This is a genomic window from Bordetella sp. 02P26C-1, from assembly GCF_009763255.1.
Taxonomy (GTDB): domain Bacteria; phylum Pseudomonadota; class Gammaproteobacteria; order Burkholderiales; family Burkholderiaceae_B; genus Bordetella_A.
The window spans coordinates 40371-63871 of the sequence record NZ_WSJB01000012.1 but is presented as its reverse complement, the minus strand read 5'-3'; the positions used below and the strand labels follow the sequence as shown (position 1 = coordinate 63871).

Sequence of the window (23501 nt, the reverse complement as noted above, 5' to 3'; positions counted from 1 at the left end):
CGTATGTCAAATTCAAATACGCAGCGTATGCGAAATCATGGCTACGAATAAGCGCTTAGAGAAAATGGCTGAAACCCGGGCCAAGCTGATCGCCGCTGCAAGGCACGCGTTCGCCCAAAACGGGTTCGCAGCGACCTCCATGGACGAGCTAACGGCCGAGGTCGGCTTGACGCGCGGCGCGCTTTATCACAACTTTGTCGATAAAAAGGGTCTGCTGGCGGCCGTGGTCGCGCAGGTCGACAGCGAGATGGCGGCGCGAGCGCAGATGGCGGTGGCAAAGCTCAAGCTGGGAAGTGCTTGGGACAAGTTAGTCGCCGAAGGCGTCTGCTATATGGAGCTGGCGCTCGATCCGGAGATACAGCGGATTGTGTTGCTGGACGGGCCAGCGTTTCTGGGAGACCCCAGTCAATGGCCAAGTCAGAACAGCTGCCTTCAAGCCACGGTGGCAACGCTCGTTGACTTGAGAGAGCAGGGCGTGATCAAGGACGTGGATGTCGAAGCGGCCGCGCGGCTGATGAACGGCGCCGCCTTGAACGCGGCATTGTGGGTCGCGGCCAGCGACGACCCGGCAGCCGTACTGCCCAAGGCAATTACGGCGTTCAAACATTTGATGAGCGGGTTTCTTCGCGAGAAGGACACCGGCTGATGCGAATCGCCCGTTGCGGCTTTCATCCCACAACGCGCGTCTGCTAATCGGTTTCGCAAAGGAAAGAGCGCGCGAGCCCGGCGACCCGCGCTGCGATCCTTAGTTGGTCTCGGAGATAAACCAGACTTTCTTCGCATACTCGTCGACTTCCCAGTGACCTTTAAAGCCTTCGGGCATGACGAACGCGTCACCGACATTCAGATTGTGCACGGTGCCATCGGGATCGACGATGCGGCAGGATCCTTCGAGGATGTAGCCGAACTCGATATAGCCCGTGGTGTCCGAGCGGAACTTGCCGGCGGTGCTTTCCCAGATGCCGGAGGAGGCGCGCCCCTGGTTGCCTTCGAAAGCGGTCACGGTGCGATGAACCGTGTCGCCTTCCATGGGGCGACGAGGCTTGCCCACCGTAGGGTTGACCATGGCGCCGGTGCTAATGCGTACGAGTTTGGGTTGCTTGTCAGTCACTTGGTATGTCAACTAAGGGAGTCAATAAAGGGTGATGTTGCCGTGGCAACGATCTGTGGAATCAGAGGTAGTAAACCGCCACCGGGCATTAAATGAAAATGCTGATGGGGCGCGCCGCTCGATCCGGGCGCCAATTCTCAGCGTGGTCATTATCCCAGGGTATTAGAGCTTTCACCTAGTTACGAGGGTTAGCCATTACGGGCGCGCGAGGTTGCTGCCCTCGGTGCCGAGTTCTTGCACGAGCGTGGACACCAGCTCGGCGGCCGGCATTTCGCGCGCCAATGGTGCGCCTTGGCCCGCCCATTCCGCAGCGAACTCCATATTCTTTAGCCGACTGGCGGCCGCGTGGAGTTGTTTGGCGGCGTCGTAAGCGTACGGGTATGCCGAGGGGGGCGGGCTACCCGCGGATTCCCCATGTTCGATCAGCCGGTTCACCATCCCTCTGGCGGGTCGTCCCGAAATGGTGGCGGTTAAACGCGTATGGGCAGCACGCGGACTCTTGAGGTGCGCGCGATAGCTGGTGCTGGCGGCAGATTCGGGACATAAGATGAACGCCGTCCCCAGTTGCGCCGCTGCGGCGCCTGCACTCAGCGCTGCCCGGATACTGTGGCCGTCCATGATGCCACCCGCAGCGATCACGGGCAGACGGGTGTGACCGACAAGAAGGCGTACCAGCACCAAGGTGCTCAGCCGTTCATCGGTGGCCTCGGGATCGAACATGCCACGGTGGCCGCCGGCTTCGATGCCTTGCGCCACGATGGCATCCACACCGCGTTCTTCGATGATCGTTGCCTCTTGCAGATTAGTGGCGCTCGCCATCGTATAAATGCCGGCACGCCGCAGCGCCTCGACGCGCTCGGCAGCCGGCACGCCGAAATGAAAGCTCACGACGGCGGGTCGTTGTTCCAGCAACATGTCGAATACGGCATCATCCTGCAAAAAGCTTTTATAGATCTCATGAAGCTCCCCGGGCGGCGTGCTATTGAACTCCGTAAAGAGCGGCTCCAGATGCCGTAGCCACGCCGCGTCGCGCTCTGCGTCATAGGCCGCAGGTTGATGGCAAAACACATTGACGTTGAACGGGCCCGCCGTCAGCGCGCGGGTGGCTTCTATGCTTTTGCGCGCTTGCTCGGCCGTGTTCGCCCCGATTCCCAGCGAGCCTAGGCCGCCCGCGTTCGTGAGGGCGGCGGCAAGCTCCGGCGTTGACGTCCCCGCCATGGGCGCCTGGATAATCGGATACCGGATGCCAAGAGTCTGTATGAAGGTCTGCGACGTGGACATGCTCGTTCCTTGCGAAGACGCGGCGCGCGGAAACCTTTGCGGGGCTGCGCTTGCGTTACCGCCCACCATGTCCGGCGCCGCGATCAAGCTGCGTGGCAGGCGGGGTAGATTCAGCCTTTGACCTTCAGCATGATCTTGCCGATATGCTTGCTGCTTTCCATCAGCGCATGCGCCGCGGCCGCATCCTTCAGATCGAAAACCTCGTGGATCAAGGGCAGGCACTGGCCTTTTTCCATCAAGGGGATGACCTGCGACACGAGCGCCTGCGCAATCTTGCCCTTGTCCTCGTCCGAGCGCGGACGCAGGGTCGATCCCGTAAAAGACAGGCGCTTGATCATGATGGGCAAGGCATCGATCTGCGACTTGCTGCCTTCCAGGAAAGCGATTTGCACCAAGCGGCCGTTGACCGCCAGGCTGCGCAGATTCTTGTTGATATAGTCGCCGCCCACCATATCGAGTATGACGTCGACGCCCTGGCGCTTGGTCGCCTCGCTGACGATCTGCTCGAAATCCTGCTCGCGATACAAAATCGTGTGGTCGGCGCCAGCTTGCTTGCAGGCCTGGGCCTTGTCGGTGTTACCCACGGTCGTCCACACGGTCGAGCCGAAGGCGTGCGCGAGCTGGATCGCGGTCAGACCAATGCCGCTCGATCCGCCGTGCACGAGAAAACGCTCGCCCGGTTTCAGGGCGGCGCGCTCGAACACATTGGTCCAGACGGTGAAGTAGTTCTCGGGAATGGCCGCGGCTTGCAGCAGGTCCAGACCCTTGGGAATCGGCAGGCAATGGCGTTCATCGGCCAGGCAGTACTGCGCGTAGCCGCCACCGGGCGTCAGGGCGCATACGGTGTCACCCACCTTGCGGTCCTGCACTTCGGGACCGACGGCGATGATGTGTCCGGAAACCTCCAGCCCCAGATAGGGCGACGCGCCCGGCGGAGGCGGGTAGGAGCCCGCGCGTTGCAATACATCCGGGCGGTTTACGCCGGCGTAAGCGACTTCGATCAACACCTGACGGCCTTGTGGGCTTTCCATGGGACGGGTCGCAATTTTCATGCAATCGGGCGAGCCGCCCTGGCCGTGGTCAATAAACGTGCAGTTCAGCGTCATGGCGCAATCCTTTGTTATCCAGCAGAAATATCAACGGCCGCGGCTATCGTGCCCGACCGAATCAATGAGAACCCGATGATGCGACATTAGCACCCGGTTTGTCATGCGTGGCGTATTTCTCGATCAGGGTCGCGCTGGCGCGGTTCAGGCCGGTGACCTCGACGGCAATCCCATTGCGGCGGAATTTATGAATGATGCGGTCCAGCGCCTCGATCGCGGTGATGTCCCAGAAATGCGCGTGCGACAGATCCAGCAGAACGGACGAGATGGCTTCCTTGAAGTCGAATTCCGATACCAGTGCCTCGGACGAGGCAAAAAAGACCTGGCCGCGCACCACGTAGTGACGCTGACCCGTCGCGGTGTCCAGCGTCGAGGATACGGCCAGTACGCGGCGGGCTTTCTCGGTGAAGAAGATCGCGCTCAGCAATACCCCGATGCCCACGCCTATGGCGAGGTTGCCAGTGGCCACCACCGCGGCGACCGTGGCCAGCATGACGGTCGAGGAGCTTTTCGGATTGGTTTTCAAGCGCGCCATTGAGCGCCAGTCGAACGTGCTGATCGACACCATGACCATCACGGCGACCAGCGCCGCCATCGGGATCTGACGCACCCACGGTGCGAGAAAGACCACCAGAATCAGCAACAGTACGCCAGCAACGAACGTAGACAGCCGCCCGCGTCCGCCAGACTTCAGGTTGATCACGGTCTGGCCGATCATGGCGCAACCCGGCATGCCGCCCAGCAGCCCAGCCACGATATTGGCGCAGCCCTGGCCGCGGCATTCGCGGTTCTTATTGCTAGGGGTGTCGGTGTAGTCGTCGACGATGCTTGCCGTCATCAGCGATTCAAGCAGACCGACCAGCGCGATACTCACGGAATACGGAAAAATGATGCTCAGCGTTTCCCACGAGAATGGCACCGCGGGCAGCGCGAAGAAGGGGAGTTCATCGGGGAACGCGCCCATATCGCCCACGTTGGGCAGATCCCATTGCATGCCCATCGTGATGGCCGTCAGCACGACGATACAGACGAGCGGCGACGGTACGGCGCGGGTAAACCTCGGCAGGATATAGATAATCGCCAAGCCACCCGCCACCATCGCATACACCGCCGGCTGCGCATCGACCAGGTGAGGCAACTGGGCCAGAAAGATCAATATCGCCAGCGCATTGACAAAGCCCGTGATCACCGAGCGCGAGACGAACCGCATCAGCGAACCCAGCTTGAGATAGCCCGCGCCGATCAGCAGCAACCCGGCCAGGATGCCGGCGGCCAGCACATATTCCACGCCGTGATTCTTGACGAGCGAACCAATCAGAAGCGCCACGGCGCCAGTAGCCGCGGAGATCATCCCCGGCCGTCCGCCCGCAATCGCGGCGACGACCGCGATGCTGAAGGCCGCGTACAAGCCGACTTTCGGTTCAACCCCGGCAATGATGGAAAACGCCAGCGCCTCGGGGATAAGCGCGAGCGCGACTACGATACCCGCGAGGATATCGCCGCGAATATTGGAAAACCATTCTTCGCGTAAAGAGCGTGTGAGCATGAAACGGCCTAATGATTAGTGTGGAAACAGGCCAGCGCAGCACACAAGCAGGCACCCATTGAGGCAGTCGAAAGATTGTCTTAATGTCGCGGGGAGTCGGCGCGGGCCTGGAAACAGAAGCGTTTTAAAGCGCGCGCCATTTTAGTAGACCAGGAAAAAGGCGTCCAACGCGTGGCTGGGGCGGGATGCCGCCCCAGCTCGGAATCGGGCGCCGGCCAACCCTTACATCCGCGCGCTCAAGGTCAGCATAAAGTTGCGCGGATCGCCGTAGTAGTTACTAATGCCGGTCGCATCGACCTGGCGGTAGTACTTCTTGTCGAACACATTGTTGACGTTCAGCTGCAGGCGCAAGTTTTCGTTGAAGTCATAGCTGGCCATCAGGTTATAGATCGCGTGACCGCCTTGACGCGCCTCGATGCCACGGCTCGAGGCATAGGTGCTGCTCTGCGCTTGCACGCCGCCACCAATCGTCAGCCCGCGCCACTCGCCGGGCAGGCGATAGGTGGTGAACAAGCGGAACAATTGACGCGGATCCAGCGTGCGGATAGGTTGCCCGACATTCGCGTCTGACGCATCACGGATATATTTGGTCTGCGTATTCGTGTAGCCCGCCATGATGTGCCAGTTCGGCGTGATCTCGCCGGTCAGCTCCAGTTCCCAGCCTTGGCTGCGCGTCTTGCCACCAGCGACCTTGCAATAGCCGTTGGGATAATTGGGCAGGCAAGGAAAGGGGCCGCTCGAATCGTCCATCGCGCGGCCCGTGTTATTGATGCGAAATACCGAGGCGCTGAAATTCAAGCGGCCTTGAAAGAATTCGCCCTTTAAACCGGCCTCGTAGTCTTCGCCCCGGATCGGGTCCAGCAGCGCACCGCTTGCGCTATAGGCGTTTTGCGGAACGAAGATCTTGCTGTAGCTGCTGTAGAGGCTCCACGTGTCGTTCAAGTCGTAGATCAGGCCAACATAAGGCGTGATTTCGTTATCGACGCTGTAGTTGCTGGCCGAGTTGCCCGGCACCTTGTAATCCCACCACGTTGCGCGTCCGCCCAGCAGGAAAGTCAGAGGATCGGCCAGCGAGAATCGGCCGATGGCGTAGGCGGCCTGTTGCTTCGTGATGTTGTTGGTCGCCTCGTAGTAGGTGCCCGCGCTGTTATTCGATGGCTCCGGATAGGTCGTATAGGGATCCCAGTTCCGGATGTCGATATTCCGGACGACATCGACGTTGTAGTAGCCGCTGGAGCCCGTCGTGCGGTTGTAGTTGCTCTCCAGGCCCACGGTCAGGTAGTGCTCCCGTCCAAATGCACTGAATGGTCCATCGGCCACCAGGGCGAACGCATTTTGATCGCTCGCGGAGTCCGGATAGATGGAGGTCGATACGTCGAACAGATACGGGTTTGTGCGGCTCGAGCGCGAGATATAGCTTTGTTTAAAACCGCCGTCCATGTAGCGAAAGCGCGTGTTCGCCGCACTGGCCTTGACCTTCCATTCGTTATCGAAACGGTGTTCGAGTTCCAGCATGGCTTGCTGGTTGTAGCGGTTCCAATGATTCCAGTCCGTGCCCAGATACGTGTCGCGGGAGAAATGCAGCGAGCCGCCATCAAAGTCGCGTGGCAGCCCGCCCCAAGCACCAGTGGCCTTCAATTCTGTGTGCTGAAAACTTGCCGTCAAAGTGGTGTTGTCGGTGACATCCGCCTCAAGCACGCCATAGAAAACGCGCCGTTTTTCCTCGCGCGCTTCTTGGAAAAAGTCCTTGTTGTCCATCACCGCGACCACGCGTCCGCGCACGGTGCCCGCCTCATTCAACGGGCTCGAGATATCGGCCTCGGCGCGGTAACGATCCCAAGAACCGGTGGTGAGTCTGGCGCTGGCCTGGAAATCCGCCGTCGGACGTTTTCGCACAAGATTCACCGTGGCCGACGGATTGCCCGCGCCGCGCAGAATACCCGCCGCGCCGCGCAGGATTTCGACTCGATCCAACACGGCCGTATCGGGCTGAATAAAAGTCGAGCCCGCTTGATAGACGTTCAGGCCATCGATCTGCAAAGAATCGATCTGAAAGCCGCGCGAATAGTAATTGACCCGTTCGCTATCGGTATATCCAACCGTCACCCCCGGCGTGTTCTGCATGACGTCGGTCAAGTCGGGCATCTCGCGGTCGTCAATGAATTGACGCGAGATGATGGTGACCGGCTGCGGGGTTTCGCGCACGGACATGTCGCCCTTGAACACCGAGGTGCCGCGCCCGCCATAGGTGCCGGAGTTCTCCGTGCGCGTCATGCCGCTGGCCGTCACGGTCACCGGCGCCAGCGTCACGCTGGAAGCGGTGGACGCGACCGGTTTCGCTTCAAGGACATAAGCGCCGTTGGCGCTGCGTCTAGCCTGCCAGTTCGAAGTTGCGAGCACCTGACGCAGGCCCGCGTCGACCGAGTATGACCCTTGCACGCCGGGCGAAGTCTCGCCTTTCAGCGCGTCGGCATTGAAGGTCAAGGCGATGCCCGCCTGCGCGGCAAACTGTTGCAGCGCAGGCAGCAGCGGGCCGGCCGCGATGTTGTACGTGCGTGCCGCCGCGCTTACGGCAGGCGGCGAGGTCTGTGCGGCAACGGGTAAAGCGCTGAACATCAACGCCGCTTGCAGCGCGAGCACCAACCGGTTACGCGCCAGGACGCGCGGCGAGGAAAACGAAGCAAAGGGCAACGATGGCGGGGTCTGTGTCGACATAGTGGTCAGAGAGTCGTAGCAACAAAGTGACTAATTCCTGTATGCCGAACGACAACGGAAAAACCGGAAACAAGAATCGTTTCTAAATGTAATCTCAGCCGGGACAACTGGCCGAGCCTGGCGCCCGCATGTCCGCCATGCGCGCCAGTCATGCCTCTCGCGGTTCGATCCACGTGAAGAACCGCGTCGCGTGCCGAATCCGAACCGGATAGATGTTCTCCAAGGCAGCGAGCGCGAGATCGGTGTTGCCTAAAGGGAAAACCCCCGACACCGGCAGATGCGCCAAGCTGCCGTCCAAAAATAAATAGCCGCGGTGATACGCGCGAAACCGTTCGACAAGGTGCGAGAGCGGCATATTGGTCGCGATCAACGAACCGTTGCGCCAAGAAGCGAATTCGCCCATTGCGAGGGTTTCGTCCGCCGCCCGCGCCTCGCTGTCGAAGCCGCCGGCGGCAAACGATACCCGCTGACCGGCGTTCAGGATCAGCGGCGTTGCCGACGGATTGCGTGGCGTAATGCGCACGGCGTCTTCATTGACCCAGACCTTGCTGTGCGCGTCCGTGACACGCACCATGAACTCGGTGCCGAGCGCCTCCACGTCGCCGTGCCGCGTGCGGACGATAAAGGGACGCGCGCGGGCCATCGTATCGGTGTGAGTCTTGGCATACAGCCTGCCGGCGCGCAGCACGATGCGCCTGACGGTAGGGCTGTACTCGACATCGGCGGCGCTGCGCGTGTCCAGGATCGCGACGGTGCCATCCGGCAGGGGCAGGGGGGTGATCTCGCCGACGGCGTTACGGTAGTCGGCCGTCCAGTGGGCGCGATTGGCATCCTTGGCAAACCAGCTGCCGATCGCAACCGCAGCCACCCCGGTTATCGCGCCGCCCATCAGTCTCCTGCGCGCGCGGTCCACCCCTTGCAAAGCTGGTACCGCGATCTGGGCCGGCACCGCGCCGAATTGCTGCTGCACCGCTTCGACTTTGGCCCACGCATTGCGATTGACCGCGTCACGCGCAAGCCATTGGCGCCAAGCCGTCCGCGTCGCCTCGTCCGCCTGGGGCGCCTGCAGCAGCGCGAACCATCGGGCGGCTTCTTGGATCGCCGTGCGTTGAGGGCAGGGAGGCGTAGCGGACACGGGTGGGCTTACTCCATCAACAGGCAGCAACGTTCCATCGCCTGGGCGAGGTAGTTGCCCACCGTGCGCTCCGAGACTTGCAAGCGTTGCGCGATGATGGGGTAGGTGGCGCCTTCCACCACCGACAGTAGAAAGGCCGCTTTGACCTTCGCGCCTAAGCCGTTGAGCAGACGATCTAGCTGTATCAACCGCTCCTGAATCAATGCCTGCGATTCCACCGAGGGATGGTGTTCCACGGGAAGGGCCTGCAATGCCTCCAGATAGGCCTGCTCCAATGCCCGCCGTCGCCACAAGTCGACCACCAGCCCACGCGCCACGGTCGTCAAATAGCCGCGCGGTTCGCGCAGCCCGGCGGCCAGCCGCGACTGCATGAGACGCACAAAAGTGTCCTGCGCCAAGTCAGCCGCGTCATGCTGATTGCCCAGCTTGCGGCGTAACCAACCCGTCAACCAGGCGTGATGCGCTTGGTAGAGCGAGCCGACGCAGTCCGACTCGGCCGAAGTGGGTCGCATGGGAGCGGTGGACGCGGGCATGAAAGGGTCGAAACAAATGTTAATGAGAATAACTATGATTACCGATTATAGGGGCAACTGGGATTTTGTTGTTTCGATTAAAGAGTCTGAGGACGTGGCGAAGCGGCCCCAGCTTTGCTCCGCCGAGTTTGCGGCGGCTCGGACGTAACCCTGTCACGCGATGGGGCATTTGCAAGCGCAAGCACCGCAGACTGGCACAATTACGGATATGCACTAGGCCACGGGCGCTTTTCTTCATGCGCTCGCGCTGCGCTAGCCCATTAATTCTGTTGGAAGAGTCCATGTCGTCAGCATTGTTTACGCCGTTCAAGCTCAAAGACGTTACGCTGCGTAATCGGGTGGCGGTCGCGCCCATGTGTCAGTATCGCGCCGAAGATGGCTTCACGAACTTGTGGCACGAGGTGCATTACCCGGCCTTGGCCCGCGGCGGCTCGGGGCTGGTGATCGTCGAGGCGACCGCGGTGTCGCCAGAGGGCCGGATCACCCCAGGATGCACCGGTTTGTGGAGCGACCAGCAGGCCGAGGGCATGGCTCGTATTGCCGCCAGCATAAAAGAGGCCGGCGCGGTACCTGGGATTCAGCTTGGACACGCGGGACGCAAGGCCAGCGCGAATCGTCCATGGGAGGGCGATGACCATATCCCGGCGGGCGAGCCGGGTAGCTGGCAACCGATCGCTCCGTCGGCAATTGCGTTTGGCGCCGGGTTGCCGCGCGTGCCGAGCGAGATGACGCTGGACGACATTGCACGGGTCAAGGCGGATTTTGTGGCGGCGGCGCGTAGAGCGCGCGATGCCGGTTTCGAATGGCTGGAGCTGCATTTCGCGCACGGCTATCTGGGTCAGAGCTTTTTCTCCGCGCATTCGAACCAGCGTACGGATCAATACGGCGGCAATGCCGAGGGGCGCAGCCGCTTTTTGCTGGAAACGCTGCAAGCCGTGCGCGAGGTTTGGCCGGAAAACCTGCCCTTGACCGCGCGGTTCGGCGTGATCGAGTTCGATGGCCGTGACGAAGAAACGTTGGCGGAATCGATTGTCTTAACCCGTGAAATGCGTCGTAGTGGCCTGGACCTGCTCAATGTGAGCATCGGTTTTACGATCCCCCAGGTGAATATTCCATGGAAGACGCCCGCCTTGCTCGGCCCCATCGCCGAACGCGTGCGCCGCGAGGCGGAGCTGCCGGTCGCCGCGGCCTGGGGCCTGGACGCGCCGCAGATCGCGGAAGGCTTGATTGCCAATCAGCAGACGGACCTGGTGATGATGGCGCGCGCGCATTTGGCCAATCCGCATTACACGTATCACTTGGCGCAGGTGTTGGACGTTCCCAAGGCCGATTGGATTTTGCCGGCGCCGTACGCGCATTGGCTGGAGCGTTATAAAGGCGCGGGCAAATCGAAGGCCTGATCGCCAGGAGAACGGCATGACCGCTGGAGAGCGTGACCGGCCGCGCCTGGGGCGCTGGGCGCGCAGACTGTACTGGGCGCTAGGCATGTTGATGCTGGCCCTGGCAGTCATTGGCGCGGTGCTGCCGGTCATGCCCACGACGATTTTTGTCATCCTCGCGGCCGCGTGTTTCGGCCGGGCCTCGCCCCGGTGGGAGGCATACCTGCTGCAGCATCCGCGGTTCGGCCCCTCGTTGGTCGCCTGGCGAGAAGAGGGGGCAATTTCGGCGCGTGGGAAGTGTTTTGCTTGCGCGGGTATCGCCGCCGGGCTGGCGATTTTCTGGTGGAGCGCCGATCCGCCATTGTGGCTGGGTGGCCTGGTGAGCGTCTTTATGGTGGGATGCGCGCTATGGATACTCACCCGGCCAAGACCCCGGGATACACGTCGGCCGCCTCGCGCGCCCCGCACTTGAAGCGTTTTCCTCTCCAGCGATAGAGGGGAATTCGGTTCCGGCCTCTGGCTAACGTCGGCTTGACTATTTCCCGTGAGGGCCAGCCTTCGGTTTCTCATTCAACATGCGCTCGACCGAACCCACACCCAGGCCGCCATAAAATGCAGAATTCGCACCAATGATCATTGAGGCACCGGCTCGGGTGGCCGTCGACCCAATTGGTCCTGCAAAAAATCCCGTCACCGCTCCGATGCTGGCTGCAGTCGCCAGATCTTTCATGTTGGCCTCGTTTCCGGATGCCATTCTTTCCGCCGCATATCCGATAGAGGCCTGAGCCGCGCCAAAAGCTGCGCCGGGAGGTCCAAAACCGCCGTGCGCACGATGTAGATAAAAATTGGGGACGTTCTGCATATAGCACTCTCGCTTATTCGGAAAAAAGAAATCGGCCGACGTTATCGGACAGCGTGACCGTCAGCGTGATGAACAGAGCAAGACTTATTGGATCGAGCTGTTTCTGAACCCCCCTCCTCAGCAGAATGTGAATCAGTTGAATGAGTCCATACGCCAGGACTGCAGTCACTGCCGTTGCAATCAATCCCGCTCCTATTGCATTGATGCGTTCTTCCGTCAGTGTTATTTCCAGAAAGTGGAGATCTCCGGTCACAAAAGGAAGGCGTGACATTGCCATGAGAAAAGTAAAGCCTGTACGAGAGGATGAGTGTGCAAGTGGCAGTTAAGCCGCGTCGAATTGATTCTATGGTTGGGCGTGCGTCGATCCCCATTCTCATGAAGCGTCGCTCTTAAATCAGACGGAGCGAAGGTCAATTTTGTTTATGATGACCATTCATGTGGCGGCGCAGCGCATGCGCTGCGCCGCTGGCTCGCGCTATAGTCCTTCTACCGTCTCCCGACCCAGGTACCACAATGCAGTCTATCTCTCACCTCAACACGCCCGCCGCGCTCGTTGATGTCGTGCGCATGCAGCGCAATATCCAACGCATGCAGGACCGCATGAACGCGCTAGGCGTGCGCTTTCGCCCGCATGTCAAGACGGCAAAAAGCGTGGATGTGACTCGGGCGCAGATCGAGGCCGGTGCGCAGGGCATCACGGTATCCACGTTGAAAGAAGCCGAGCAGTTTTACGCGGCGGGTATCGGCGACATTCTGTATGCGGTGGGGATTGTGCCCACCAAACTGCCGCAGGTGTTGGCCCTGCGACAGCGCGGATGCGACCTGAAGATCATCACCGACAACGTAACGTCGGCAAAGGCCATCGGCGATTTTGCGAAAGCGCATCACACCGAGTTCGACGTGTGGATCGAAATCGATACCGATGGGCATCGCTCTGGGATCAAGCCGGAAGACCCCGTGCTTTTGGATGTGGCGCGCGCGCTCGAGGACGGTGGCTTGCGCGTGGGTGGAGTGATGACGCACGCGGGTTCAAGCTATGAATTCGACCAGCACGATGCGCTGGTTGCCATTGCTGAGCAGGAGCGCGCGAGCACCGTGCGCGCAGCAGAGCGGTTGCGCGCGGCGGGTTTCGATTGCCCGGTGGTCAGTGTTGGATCGACGCCAACGGCACTCTCGGCAGAGCAGCTCGAAGGCGTGACCGAGGTGCGTGCAGGGGTGTATGTGTTTTTTGACCTTGTCATGCGCAACGTTGGTGTCTGCACGGCTGACGACATTGCCTTGAGCGTGCTGACCACCGTGATCGGCCATCAAGAAGAGAAAGGCTGGGCCATTGTGGATGCGGGTTGGATGGCGATGAGTCGTGATCGCGGTACGCAGAAGCAGAAGCAGGACTTTGGTTACGGCCAAGTGTGCGCGGAAGACGGCACGCTGCTCGAGGGCTACATCATGAGCGGCGCGAATCAGGAACATGGAATCGTGTCGCGCCTGGGCGAGGCGGACGCGGATATCGCTCGGCGCTTTCCGGTCGGGACGCGGCTGCGCATATTGCCGAATCATGCCTGTGCGACAGGCGCGCAGCATCCGGAGTATCAGGCCATGCTGAAGACGAGCGAGCTTCAGGTATGGCCGCGCTTTTACGGCTGGTAGGGCGGTGCGCGATGCCGGTGGCGCCGCGGCGAACCCCGTAATCTTCGCGTCAGGGGGGGTGCGCTACAATTAGTTGACCAATCATCTAATTGTATGCTTTCTTCTTCGCCCCAATCGGGTAGCCCGGACGCCGCGCCGTCCCCGGCGGCTGCCCCTCGTACGCCCCGTCTACCCCATGTTCCGTTGTGGTTGCTGGCACTGTTCACGTTTAGTGGCACGCTGGCGATGCACATTTTTGTTCCTGCGTTGCCGATGGCGGGCCAAGACCTGCACGCCGGCAGTGCGGCGATGCAACTGACGGTCAGTCTATACATCCTCGGCCTGGCGGGAGGGCAGTTGATATACGGGCCCCTGTCGGATCGATTCGGACGCCGGCCCGTGTTGATGGTGGGCCTTGTCATCTATACCGTCGCCGGGCTGGCGGCTGCGCTGGCGCCCCAGGTCTATGCGCTCATTGCTGCCCGTTTGTTCCAGGCGCTCGGCGGATGCGCGGGCCTGGTACTGGGGCGCGCGATCGTACGCGATACGGCTACCAGTGCCGAAGCGGCCAAGCGGCTCGCGATGATGAGCCTGATGGTGACCATTGCGCCCGGGCTGGCCCCGATTGTGGGGGGCGCGTTGGCAGGCTGGCTAGGGTGGCGGGCGGTGCTGTTTAGCCTATGCCTGCTCGGAGCGGCGAACTTTATCCTGGCGTGGCGCATGTTGCCTGAGACGTGTGGCGGTTTAGCGCGCATTTCGATGGGAACGTTGTGGCGCCACTATCGTCAGCTGCTGACGACTAGGGCTTTCGTCGGATATGCCGTCGGCGGGGCATGCGCGACAACTTCGATGTATGCATTTGTGGCCACGGCGCCCTATATCTTCGTGGGCCAGTTGCAACGGCCGCCTGACGAAGTCGGTTTCTATCTGGCGGTGTTGGTGTCGGGCGTGTGGCTAGGCAGCATGGTGACCTCACGGCTGATCGGCAAAATGCAGATGCAGCGGCTCATGCAGGCAGGAAATTTGCTGAGCGCGGTGTCGGCGTTGATCTATTTGGGTGTGGTGGTGTCGGGATCTCTCGCGGTAGCCCCGATTGTGGCTTGCATGTTCTTTTTCACGCTGGGCTGCGGCATGGCAGGACCGATCGCGCTGACCTTGTCCGTGGGCGTGAACCCGCTCATTATTGGATCGGCATCGGGGCTTTATGGCGCTATCCAGATGGTGGTCGGTGCTCTATGCGCCGCATTGCCCGGGTTAGGGTCGTCACCGGCATTGGCTTCCGCGCTGGTCATGGCGGGCGCAGGTGTGCTGGGGCAGCTTATGTTTCGCATTGCATGCAGGCCGCGTGCGACCTGAGATAATGCCCCTGAGGGCGCGATGCGTGGCCCGGTTTGAATGCATACGCACGGAGCGTGCATAAGGAGTGTCATGGCGATGGAATCTGCAAACCCCACTGAACGTCGATTGACCGATCTCGAGATCAAGCTCGCGATGGCCGAAGACATGCTCGATCAGTTGAATCAAACTGTGTTTCGTCAGCAGCAGTTGATCGAACGGTTGGGGCGCGAAATCGTCGCGCTGCGCGATCAGGTCCCCGATAGTGCGCAAGGTGCTTTCCGTAGCCTGCGCGACGAAATCCCACCGCACTACTAAGCGCGCATGCGTATCCTCTGGAGCTATCTGCGACCGCATGCCCGCCTCGGTGTACTGGCTTTGGTGCTGGCGGCGGCCAGTCAGGTATTGGCCCTGATCGACCCCATCATTTTTGGGAAGATCATCGACGAATACGCGATAAACCGCGCGAGCAAAGCCGACGACGAACTCGTCACGGGGGTATTGCAGTTACTGGGATTAGCCATTCTGATTGCCGTGCTGTCACGCCTAGCCAAAGCGCTGCAGGAATATGTCACCCGGCTGATGGTGCAGAAATTCGGCACGCAGCTGTTTAATGACGGCCTTCGTCAGGCGATGCGGCTGAAGTTCCAGGAATTCGAAGACCTGCGTAGCGGCGAGACGCTATCGCTCTTGCAAAAAGTGCGCGGTGACAGCGAACGATTCATCAATACGTTCATCAACACGGTATTCGCCGCCATCGTGGGCATCGGATTCCTGATCTGGTATGCGGTCACGCGCCACTGGTTGCTGGTGCCCGTGTTCCTGATTGGCGTACTGGTGCTGGGCGGATTAACGGGCCTGCTGAGTCGGGAAATCAAAGTCCAGCAGCGTTCTATCGTGCGGGAGACGAATCGCAGCTCGGGTTTTATCTCGGAGTCGCTGCGCAATATTGAATTGATAAAAAGCCTGGGCTTGACGTTCCCAGAGATACGCCGATTGCAAGCGCAGACAGTGCGTATCTTTGAGCTGGAGATGCAGAAGGTCAAGCGCATACGGCTGCTGTCTTTCTTGCAGGGCGTGACGCTCAGTATGCTCAAACTCGGCATTCTGTTTGCGCTGCTGTGGCTGATTTTTCATGATGTGCTGAGCACCGGGGAACTGATCGCCATGCAGTTCATCTCGGTCGCCATATTCGCGCCGCTGCAAGAGCTGGGAAACATCATTCTCGCGTATCGCGAGGCCGATGCGTCCTTGTCGAACTTCGATGCGTTGATGAAAAAGCCTATCGACCGGCGACCGGAGGGTGCCCAAGATTGTGGCCCGATCACGCATGTGCGGTTCGATGGTGTGACGTTTCGCCATCGGGGCGCGCAGGACAACGCCTTGGATGGGATCTCTTTTTCGGCGGCGCTAGGCGACACGGTGGCGTTTGTCGGGCCCTCTGGGTCGGGCAAATCCACGTTGGTAAAACTGCTGCTAGGCTTATATACGCCTGCTGCGGGCGAGGTCTTCTATAACGATATCTCGACCAAAAGGCTGCGATATAACCGTGCCCGTCGCCAGGTCGGACTGGTGACGCAAGAGCCGTATCTGTTCGCCGGTACGCTGCGCGACAATATCCGGCTGGCGCGCGCCGACGCCACGGACGCGGAGATTGTCCATGCCATGGAACAAGCCGCCTGTGCATATCTGCTGGCGAAGTCGCCTGACGGCTTGGACACCACGATAGGCGAGATGGGGTTGAAACTGTCCGGCGGCGAAAAGCAACGCTTGTCCATTGCTCGCGCGCTGATACGCGAACCTAGACTATTGATTTTCGATGAGGCCACCTCGGCCCTGGATTCGCTGACCGAGGAACAGATAACCGATACGGTGCGCGGCATCTCGGCGAGTCGGCACCAGATTACGATCCTGATCGCGCATCGGCTATCGACCATCATGCACGCCGACAAGATCTGCGTATTGGAAAAAGGCAGACTCGTGGAAGAGGGCACGCACACCGATTTGTTGACCCGTCGCGGGCTGTATTACGCCATGTGGCGGCAACAGATTGGCGAGCGACCGGTTACAGAGTCGAGCTTGCCGGATACGGTGCTCGATATGACCGAGGATAGCGCCCCATAGAAAGCGAAAGGCCGCCCTGCGGGCGGCCGGATCGGTCGTCACTGTGCGCTCTCATGGTCGCACGCTAGGACAATGCTATTGGCGAGCGCCCGAGGCAGCCGGGGCATTCTTCTGCGCCAGTTCGATCACGCGTTGGCGCAATTGCGGGTCCTGTTCGACCGCCTGGCCTATGCCGTTGAACTCGTCTACCGTGAGCCCGTCGGCTTGAACGGCCTTGACCATTTTTTCGTCGGCTTCACGATATACCTTTTCGCGCGCGGGCTCGTCCTTGGCGGCGTTGAGCTTGGGACGATACTCGTCCGCGACCACGGCGACCTTTTGCGAGGCTGAGGCAAACTTTTGCAGCTGCGCCTCGCTGGGTTTTATAGCGGGCTGCGTTTGGGCAGGCGGCTGCGCGGCTGGGGCCGTTTGCGCCATGGACACGGCGGGCGACAGGCTGGCGGCAACGATGGCGGCGGCTAGCAAAGCGTGGGTGGAACGGGGCATTAAGTCCTCCTTCAAAGATTGAAATTCCAGCCCCCTCATGGTGACAAGGATCGCGCCCGGGGATCAAGGTTTGGGATGTTTGAGCATGTGACACCTCCCCGGGGCGTCACGTTACGGGCCGTTTCTAAGGGGATCAGAATCGCAACGCCCGCGCAATGTTCTAATGGCAGCGCAGCGATAATCATCCGGTGTACTTGTCATGACATCCATTCAGATCAACGAAGAATTACGGACTTATATCGAGCCGCTCACCTCCGACGAGCTGGAGGCGCTCGAACGCAGTCTCTTGGCCGAGGGCTGCCGCGATGCGCTGGTGTTGTGGGGCGATGTGTTGGTCGATGGTCATAACCGATATGCGATCTGCACCAAACATGGAATTCCGTTCAAGACTGTACAAAATCCGCGCTTTAAATCGATGGACGATGTGCGACTGTGGATGATCGAGAACCATTTGGGTCGTCGCAGCGTGTCTGACTTCCAGCGCGGCGTGTTGGCATTGCGCAAGAAGGAAATCCTCGAGCAGCGCGCACGCGAGGCGCAGGAGCAGGCGAACGCCCTGGCCGCGCAAGCAGAGGCTGAGTCATCCTTGCCACCAGCCAATATCGAACCCGTGACGATCCCCAATCGCCAGACACTCGCGCGTGCAGCGCGCTTGAGCAGTAATACCCTGGGCCAGATCGAAAGAATCCAAAAGGCAGCCGCGCCCGAGGTGGTGCGTGCCGTGCAATCGGGCGAGATTTCCATCAACGCGGCGGCGGCCGTGGCGGCCTTGCCGGTAGATCAGCAGGTCAGCGCCGCGGCCGAGGGACGCAAAGCGCTCAAAGAACTCGCTCGCCAGGCCCGCGAGGCCAAGCTGCGTGCAAAACCCACGCCAGAGGGCGAGCAAACGCCGGAGCCGCCGGTGGAAGAGATCGAGGACTATCCCGCCGAGGTCCTACGCCTGCGCGAGCTGGTCAAAGCCTTGACCCACGAGCGCGACGCCTTGAAGAAAAAGGTCATGCAGCTGACCGTGGCGTTGTCAGAAGCCCGTCGCGACTAACCCGCGCGACGAAACGTCAAGTTCACCCGGACAGCTCCCAAACTGGGGTGGGTCGCGTCTTTAAGGGGCGCCACACCGTGATAGCGCAGCCGATCCGCGCCGCCCCAGACGGCGACATCGCCGTGTTGTAACGCCACACGCTGCACCGCGTCGCTGCGTTTCATGCCGCCAAACAGGAATATAGCGGGAATGCCGAGCGACACGGAGGCGATGGGAAACCGAAAATCCCTTTCGTTCTTGTCTTGATGCAGACTCATGCGCGCCCCGGGCAAATACCGGTTGATCAGACACGCATCGGGCTGAAAATCAGGAAACCCGGCCGCTTGAGCGGCCCGTTGCGCGAGCGCCATAAACGAGGCGGGCAGGGCGGGCCACGGTTGGCCGGTCAAAGGGTCATGGCGCGTGTAACGATAGCCGCGTTCGTCGGTTGTCCAGCCCAGTGTGCCGCAATTGGTCAGCGCCGCCGACATCCGATAGCCGCCGGGCGTCACCATATGCCGAGGAGGCGCTTGCTCCCAAACCTGTGCCAATTCACGTAGCAGCCGTCCTTCGTCCGGCAACGCGAAGCCGCGCAGCACGACCGCCTGAGGAGCCAAACGGACATTGGCCGGCGTCAAATCGTCTGGCGTGAACAGGTCCAGGTTCATGAGACAGTGTCGGCGCGCCCGGTCAAGCGCTCGGTAGGGTCACCGGGCAGCGCGCGCCGCGATCAACCGCAACGCAGTGCGCTGATCGAACCGTCTTTTTCGACAATCACATTCAGGCGCACGGGGTTATATTCCAACGTCATGACCTGCCCCGGCTTCAATACGCGCAACTGACTCGCACCGGCCTTGGATTGCAATTCGCGGTCCAGAGACTGCGAATACGGTTTGCCGACCAGTTGCTGCACCGCTTGCGAGTCGCATTCGCCGCCTGCGGACGTACCGGTAAAGGACGTGTTACCAACCGGGCTGGATGGAGTCGTATCGGAGGAGGCGTTCTGGGTTCCGGAGGACGCGCACGCGGTCAGGCCCGCGACGAGAAAGAGGGGAAGCAGTTTACGGATCATGACAACTCCTACTTGCGTTGGGCTCTTAATGATAGACCAGCTTGGCCGGCGCGCTTTCAACGTGCCCGGCGCGCGCGCACGGCCTGCGCCAGCTCGGTCAAGACGGGCTCGGTTTGCGACCAGCTCAGGCAGGCATCGGTGATCGACACGCCGCGACGTAAGGGGACGCCAGGCTTGAGATCCTGACGACCGGCTTCGAGGTGGCTTTCGATCATGACGCCCATGATGCGGCGTTCGCCGTCGGCAAGCTGCGCGGCGATGTCGCGTGCGACATCGACCTGGCGTTCGTGGGACTTGTTGGAATTGGCGTGTGAACAGTCGATCATGACTTGTTCGCGCTGACCGGCCGCTTGCAGCGCGGCGCAGGCCTCTTGCACGCTGGCGGCGTCGTAATTCGGGCCTTTCTTGCCACCGCGCAGGATGACGTGAGTGTCGTCATTGCCGCGCGTCTCGAAAATCGCAGTTGTGCCCATCTTGGTCATGCCCATGAAGGCATGCTTGGCGCGGGCCGCGACAATCGCGTCGGCGGCGACCTGCATGCTGCCATCGGTGCCATTTTTAAAACCCAGCGGGCAGCTCAGGCCCGAGGCCAGCTGGCGATGGCTGGGGCTTTCCGTCGTGCGCGCGCCAATCGCGCCCCAGGCGACGAGGTCGGCGATGTATTGCGGGCTCAACAGATCTAGGAACTCGGTCGCGATCGGCAAGCCAAGCTCGCTGATTTCCAGCAAGAGCTGACGCGCGCGGCGCAGGCCTTCGTTGATGCGGAAACTGCCGTCTAAGCGCGGATCGTTGATGTATCCCTTCCAGCCCACGGTGGTGCGCGGCTTCTCGAAATACACCCGCATGACGATGAGCAGATCGTTCTTGAGCGCCTCGGCGGCGGTTTTCAGATGGCGCGCGTATTCCAGCGCCTGTTCATGGTCATGAATGGAGCAGGGACCCACCACGACGACCAGACGATCATCGCGGCCGTGCAGCACGTCGGCGATGCGCGCGCGGGCGTCCTCGACCAGCGCCAGCGTAGCGGGCGGAATAGGCAATTCGTCTTGCAGTAACGCGGGTGAAATCAGCGGGCGCACCGCGCCGATGCGCACGTCGTCGATGCGAGTGGTGTCCAGGGTGGAATCGGCGGAGACAACTTCGCGGTCGCGCGTCGTCGGTTCAATAGGGGTCATACGTTTCTCGATGTAGGGGCGTGACGAGGCTGGCGCCGTGTTCAATCTTGCAGGGGCGTGCGCATGGTGACGAATTCCTCGGCGGCCGTGGGGTGGATGCCGATGGTGTCGTCGAACACTTGCTTGGTGGCGCCAGCCTTGAGCGCGACGGCCAGACCTTGCACGATCTCGCCTGCATCCGGGCCTACCATGTGGCAGCCCAGCACGCGGTCGGTGTCGGCGTCGACGATGAGTTTCATCAGGGTTTTTTCCTGCGCCTCGGTGAGGGTGAGCTTCATCGGGCGGAAGCGGCTCTCGTAGCGCTTGATACGATGGCCGGCAGCCAGCGCGGCCTCGGTGGTCATGCCCACGGTGCCGATGTTCGGCAGGCTGAAAACGGCGGTGGGAATCAGGTCGTAATCGACCTTGCGGTATTGCTCCGGCTTGAAGAGCCGCCGCGCCACGGCCATGCCTTCGGCGAGCGCGACGGGGGTAAGCGCCGGGCCGCCGATCACGTCACCGATGGCCAGGATGGACGGCTCCGTGCTGCGATATTCCTCATCGACTTGCACGAATCCGTCGTCGTTCAATTGCACGCCGGTGTTTTCCAGACCCAGATTGTCCAGCATCGGGCGGCGGCCGGTGGCATAGAACACGCAGTCGGTTTCGATCACATCGCCGTTTTTCAGCGTGGCAAGCAGGGCGCCGTCCTCGCGCTTGTCGATGCGGGCGATGTCGGCATTGAAGCGCAGGTCCAGGCCTTTTTTGACCAGCTCATCGCGCAGGTGCTCGCGCACGCTGCCATCGAAGCCGCGCAGAAACAGTTCGCCGCGGTACAACTGCGTCGTCTGCGCGCCCAGGCCGTTGAAAATCGAGGCGAACTCCACCGCGATATAGCCGCCACCCACGACAATGATGCGGCGCGGCAGTTCGGGCAGGTAAAACGCCTCGTTCGAAGTGATCGCGTGTTCCTTGCCGGGAATGTCCGGGATCTGCGGCCAGCCGCCGGTGGCGATCAGAATGTGCTCGGCCGTGTGGCGTTCTCCATTGATCTCCACCGTATGCGCATCGAGCAGGCGCGCATGGCCTTCGTGCAGCGTGACGCCGCTATGGACGAGCAGATTGCGATAGATGCCATTCAGGCGCTCGATCTCGCGGTTTTTGTTGGCGATCAGCGTGGGCCAGTCGAACGTCGGGGTGCCAACGGTCCAGCCGAAACCCGAAGCCTGTTCGAACTCTTCGTGATAGTGCGCACCGTACACCAGCAGTTTCTTGGGCACGCATCCGACGTTCACGCAGGTACCCCCAAGATAGCGGCTTTCCGCTACCGCGACGCGTGCGCCGAAGCCCGCGGCAAAGCGCGAAGCTCGCACGCCGCCCGAGCCCGCGCCTATCACGTATAAGTCGAAATCGAATGCCATGGTGAATCCTTATTCTGAAGCGGCCAGCCGGCGAAAGCAGACGCCAGGCTGCCCGGAAGTATCTGTCAACCCGTAATCTTAAACCGGCGCGCGAGGGGCAGATGCGATACATTCTTGCGAAAGCAGGTGGCCAAGATGGCCCCGTAGGGAAGCGTTGGGCAAAAACTATGCAGAATGAGAGCGGATTCTTTGGTTCGGCGGGCGCGGTTCTGGGCGAAGTGATTCGCGCCATCGTCTCGGGTATACGCTACGTGTTTGGCGGCCTGGGATCGGCGATCGGGGATTTTTTCTCCGGCTTGGCGGGCGCGCTGGACATGAGCCCGTCGGTGTTCAATTTCGCTTTGCTGATTCTTGGGCTGCTGCTGCTCTGGGCCGCGATCAAGTCATTTGCCCGCCGCGGCATTATTGCGGGTATCTTTTGGTTGTTTCTGGCCACGTTGCTGTTAAGTGGTCTGATTGGATAGCTCCTCGGTATAAGCCCACGCCAAACCGGCCCCTCTCCTCAGGACTTCACTATGTCGTCTGTGCGTTCTCTGACCCAGCAACCCGTTGGTTTTCCCATGCCCGACTGGCAGCCGCGCTCGTGGCCGCCGCAAGAGGCGATGTCTGGCCGTTATTGCCGGCTGGAACCCTTGGATGCGCAGCGCCACGGTGCACAGTTGCATGCCGCCTTTGCGCTCACGCCGGACGAATCAGACTGGACGTATATGGCAGTGGGGCCTTTTGCTACCGAGGCCGCCTATCTGGACTATGTGCGCGGAGTACAAGACCGCCAGGACCCACAGCATTTTGCCGTCATTGATCTGGCCACCGGTCAGGCTGTCGGCACCCTGGCCGCCATGCGGATTGACCCCGTCAACGGCGTCATGGAGGTCGGCAGTGTGACGTTTTCGGAAAAGCTTAAACGCACGCCCGCCGCCACCGAGGCGCAGTTTTTGATGATGCGCCGCGCGTTTGACGAGCTGGGTTACCGCCGCTACGAATGGAAGTGCGACAGCCTGAACGCACCCTCCCGGGCGGCGGCGCTGCGGCTGGGGTTTCAGTTCGAGGGGATATTCCGTCAGGCCGTGGTCTATAAAGGGCGCAACCGGGACACCGCCTGGTATTCCATCATCGATAGCGAGTGGCCGGCGTTGAAGACGGCTTTCGCGCAATGGCTGGCGGAGGACAATTTCGATGATCAAGGCCACCAGCGTCGTCGTTTAAGCGAGCTGATCGCCGCCTGCCGTCAGGGCAGTTCGGCCGGGTAGCTGTCTAGCGCCAGACTGATTTGCTGGCGCACATCCCATTCGGACAATGAGGCATTGACGGGGCCGTAAAACGCCCCGTCGCGCGCCACGAAGAGCGCGGGCAAGTGAAAGACTTCGTACCTTTCGACTAAGCCGCCGTTCTCACCCGCGTCGATCCAGCAGATGCGCTCGACTGGCAGCGCCATCTGGGGCAATTGCTCGCGCGCCACGCGGCACGTTCCGCAGGTGCGGCTGTGGAACGCGATCAGGGTCAGCCCCGGGGCGTCGAGCAGGTATCGGTCGGCGGTGCTGTCGTTCAAGTCGATCTGCTGCATGGCGTCTGTATAGAGTGGTTGCATACATCATAT

General features: G+C 61.1%; 25 protein-coding genes. 10 read left to right on the top strand and 15 right to left on the bottom strand.

What is annotated here, in order from left to right; translation table 11 throughout:
- Nucleotides 1-37: 37 nt before the first annotated feature.
- Nucleotides 38-646, top strand: coding sequence for a TetR/AcrR family transcriptional regulator (locus GOQ28_RS07600; RefSeq protein ID WP_160356028.1), 609 nt, complete (start codon nucleotides 38-40; stop codon nucleotides 644-646).
- A gap of 99 nt (nucleotides 647-745) precedes the next feature.
- Here the strand turns inward: GOQ28_RS07600 and GOQ28_RS07595 are convergent, their stop codons facing one another.
- The 7 genes from GOQ28_RS07595 to GOQ28_RS07565 form a co-directional block, all read right to left on the bottom strand.
- Nucleotides 746-1066, bottom strand: coding sequence for a cupin domain-containing protein (locus GOQ28_RS07595; RefSeq protein ID WP_160350824.1), 321 nt, complete (start codon nucleotides 1064-1066; stop codon nucleotides 746-748).
- 240 nt (nucleotides 1067-1306) lie between these two features.
- Complete coding sequence (locus tag GOQ28_RS07590) at nucleotides 1307-2392, bottom strand: NAD(P)H-dependent flavin oxidoreductase (RefSeq protein ID WP_160356027.1); 1086 nt, start codon at nucleotides 2390-2392, stop codon at nucleotides 1307-1309.
- A 110-nt stretch (nucleotides 2393-2502) separates the two neighbouring features.
- The gene (locus GOQ28_RS07585; protein ID WP_160350528.1) at nucleotides 2503-3498 is read right to left on the bottom strand and encodes an NAD(P)H-quinone oxidoreductase; all 996 of its coding nucleotides are present in this window, start codon (nucleotides 3496-3498) and stop codon (nucleotides 2503-2505) included.
- A gap of 61 nt (nucleotides 3499-3559) precedes the next feature.
- A complete protein-coding gene (locus GOQ28_RS07580) occupies nucleotides 3560-5044 on the bottom strand; it encodes a SulP family inorganic anion transporter (protein WP_160356026.1) in 1485 nt (494 codons plus the stop codon).
- Nucleotides 5045-5266: 222 nt separating this feature from the next.
- On the bottom strand, nucleotides 5267-7759 hold the full coding sequence (locus tag GOQ28_RS07575) for a TonB-dependent siderophore receptor (protein ID WP_236844267.1): 2493 nt from the start codon (nucleotides 7757-7759) through the stop codon (nucleotides 5267-5269).
- A 148-nt stretch (nucleotides 7760-7907) separates the two neighbouring features.
- The gene (locus GOQ28_RS07570; RefSeq protein WP_160350526.1) at nucleotides 7908-8894 is read right to left on the bottom strand and encodes a FecR domain-containing protein; all 987 of its coding nucleotides are present in this window, start codon (nucleotides 8892-8894) and stop codon (nucleotides 7908-7910) included.
- Nucleotides 8895-8902: 8 nt separating this feature from the next.
- Nucleotides 8903-9427 carry a sigma-70 family RNA polymerase sigma factor gene (locus GOQ28_RS07565; RefSeq protein WP_202109413.1) on the bottom strand — a complete coding sequence of 175 codons (525 nt, stop codon included), beginning with the start codon at nucleotides 9425-9427 and terminating at the stop codon, nucleotides 8903-8905.
- A gap of 281 nt (nucleotides 9428-9708) precedes the next feature.
- On the opposite strand from GOQ28_RS07565, the gene GOQ28_RS07560 reads away from it, so the two are divergent.
- Both GOQ28_RS07560 and GOQ28_RS07555 read left to right on the top strand, forming a co-directional pair.
- A complete protein-coding gene (locus tag GOQ28_RS07560; protein ID WP_160350525.1) occupies nucleotides 9709-10827 on the top strand; it encodes an NADH:flavin oxidoreductase/NADH oxidase in 1119 nt (372 codons plus the stop codon).
- A gap of 16 nt (nucleotides 10828-10843) precedes the next feature.
- Complete coding sequence (locus GOQ28_RS07555) at nucleotides 10844-11278, top strand: YbaN family protein (protein WP_160350524.1); 435 nt, start codon at nucleotides 10844-10846, stop codon at nucleotides 11276-11278.
- A gap of 63 nt (nucleotides 11279-11341) precedes the next feature.
- Here the strand turns inward: GOQ28_RS07555 and GOQ28_RS07550 are convergent, their stop codons facing one another.
- Both GOQ28_RS07550 and GOQ28_RS07545 read right to left on the bottom strand, forming a co-directional pair.
- Nucleotides 11342-11668: a hypothetical protein gene (locus GOQ28_RS07550; protein WP_160350523.1), complete on the bottom strand. Its 327-nt coding sequence runs from the start codon at nucleotides 11666-11668 to the stop codon at nucleotides 11342-11344.
- 13 nt (nucleotides 11669-11681) lie between these two features.
- Nucleotides 11682-11945 carry a hypothetical protein gene (locus GOQ28_RS07545; protein ID WP_160356025.1) on the bottom strand — a complete coding sequence of 88 codons (264 nt, stop codon included), beginning with the start codon at nucleotides 11943-11945 and terminating at the stop codon, nucleotides 11682-11684.
- Between the two features lie 236 nt (nucleotides 11946-12181).
- Here GOQ28_RS07545 and GOQ28_RS07540 point away from each other — a divergent pair, with 236 nt between their 5' ends.
- The 4 genes from GOQ28_RS07540 to GOQ28_RS07525 all read left to right on the top strand — a co-directional run bounded on the left by GOQ28_RS07540 (nucleotide 12182) and on the right by GOQ28_RS07525 (nucleotide 16753).
- Nucleotides 12182-13315 (top strand): DSD1 family PLP-dependent enzyme, encoded by a 1134-nt coding sequence (locus tag GOQ28_RS07540; RefSeq protein ID WP_160356024.1) that lies wholly within the window; start codon nucleotides 12182-12184, stop codon nucleotides 13313-13315.
- A 93-nt stretch (nucleotides 13316-13408) separates the two neighbouring features.
- On the top strand, nucleotides 13409-14650 hold the full coding sequence (locus tag GOQ28_RS07535; RefSeq protein ID WP_160350520.1) for a multidrug effflux MFS transporter: 1242 nt from the start codon (nucleotides 13409-13411) through the stop codon (nucleotides 14648-14650).
- A 72-nt stretch (nucleotides 14651-14722) separates the two neighbouring features.
- The gene (locus tag GOQ28_RS07530; protein ID WP_442862085.1) at nucleotides 14723-14947 is read left to right on the top strand and encodes a SlyX family protein; all 225 of its coding nucleotides are present in this window, start codon (nucleotides 14723-14725) and stop codon (nucleotides 14945-14947) included.
- Between the two features lie 6 nt (nucleotides 14948-14953).
- Entirely contained in the window at nucleotides 14954-16753 is a 1800-nt protein-coding gene (locus GOQ28_RS07525) for an ABC transporter ATP-binding protein (RefSeq protein WP_160356023.1), read from the top strand.
- 75 nt (nucleotides 16754-16828) lie between these two features.
- On the opposite strand, the gene GOQ28_RS07520 is transcribed toward GOQ28_RS07525, so the two are convergent.
- Entirely contained in the window at nucleotides 16829-17239 is a 411-nt protein-coding gene (locus GOQ28_RS07520) for a DUF4168 domain-containing protein (RefSeq protein WP_160350517.1), read from the bottom strand.
- Nucleotides 17240-17438: 199 nt separating this feature from the next.
- Here GOQ28_RS07520 and GOQ28_RS07515 point away from each other — a divergent pair, with 199 nt between their 5' ends.
- On the top strand, nucleotides 17439-18278 hold the full coding sequence (locus GOQ28_RS07515) for a hypothetical protein (RefSeq protein ID WP_160356022.1): 840 nt from the start codon (nucleotides 17439-17441) through the stop codon (nucleotides 18276-18278).
- Here GOQ28_RS07515 and alkB read toward each other — a convergent pair.
- The 4 genes from alkB to gorA all read right to left on the bottom strand — a co-directional run bounded on the left by alkB (nucleotide 18275) and on the right by gorA (nucleotide 21904).
- Nucleotides 18275-18925: a DNA oxidative demethylase AlkB gene (gene alkB / locus GOQ28_RS07510; RefSeq protein WP_160356021.1), complete on the bottom strand. Its 651-nt coding sequence runs from the start codon at nucleotides 18923-18925 to the stop codon at nucleotides 18275-18277. The two genes, GOQ28_RS07515 and alkB, sit on opposite strands and share 4 nt — an antisense overlap.
- A 62-nt stretch (nucleotides 18926-18987) precedes the next feature.
- Complete coding sequence (locus tag GOQ28_RS07505; protein WP_160356020.1) at nucleotides 18988-19329, bottom strand: I78 family peptidase inhibitor; 342 nt, start codon at nucleotides 19327-19329, stop codon at nucleotides 18988-18990.
- 56 nt (nucleotides 19330-19385) lie between these two features.
- Nucleotides 19386-20504 carry a 3-deoxy-7-phosphoheptulonate synthase gene (locus GOQ28_RS07500; protein WP_160356019.1) on the bottom strand — a complete coding sequence of 373 codons (1119 nt, stop codon included), beginning with the start codon at nucleotides 20502-20504 and terminating at the stop codon, nucleotides 19386-19388.
- Between the two features lie 41 nt (nucleotides 20505-20545).
- On the bottom strand, nucleotides 20546-21904 hold the full coding sequence (gene gorA, locus GOQ28_RS07495; protein WP_160356018.1) for a glutathione-disulfide reductase: 1359 nt from the start codon (nucleotides 21902-21904) through the stop codon (nucleotides 20546-20548).
- A gap of 167 nt (nucleotides 21905-22071) precedes the next feature.
- Here gorA and GOQ28_RS07490 point away from each other — a divergent pair, with 167 nt between their 5' ends.
- On the top strand, nucleotides 22072-22368 hold the full coding sequence (locus GOQ28_RS07490; protein WP_160350511.1) for a hypothetical protein: 297 nt from the start codon (nucleotides 22072-22074) through the stop codon (nucleotides 22366-22368).
- A gap of 51 nt (nucleotides 22369-22419) precedes the next feature.
- Nucleotides 22420-23154, top strand: a complete 735-nt coding sequence (locus tag GOQ28_RS07485; protein WP_160350510.1) for a GNAT family N-acetyltransferase — start codon at nucleotides 22420-22422, stop codon at nucleotides 23152-23154.
- Here the strand turns inward: GOQ28_RS07485 and GOQ28_RS07480 are convergent.
- Nucleotides 23133-23468: a thioredoxin family protein gene (locus GOQ28_RS07480; RefSeq protein WP_160356178.1), complete on the bottom strand. Its 336-nt coding sequence runs from the start codon at nucleotides 23466-23468 to the stop codon at nucleotides 23133-23135. The two genes, GOQ28_RS07485 and GOQ28_RS07480, sit on opposite strands and share 22 nt — an antisense overlap.
- Nucleotides 23469-23501 lie beyond the last annotated feature (33 nt).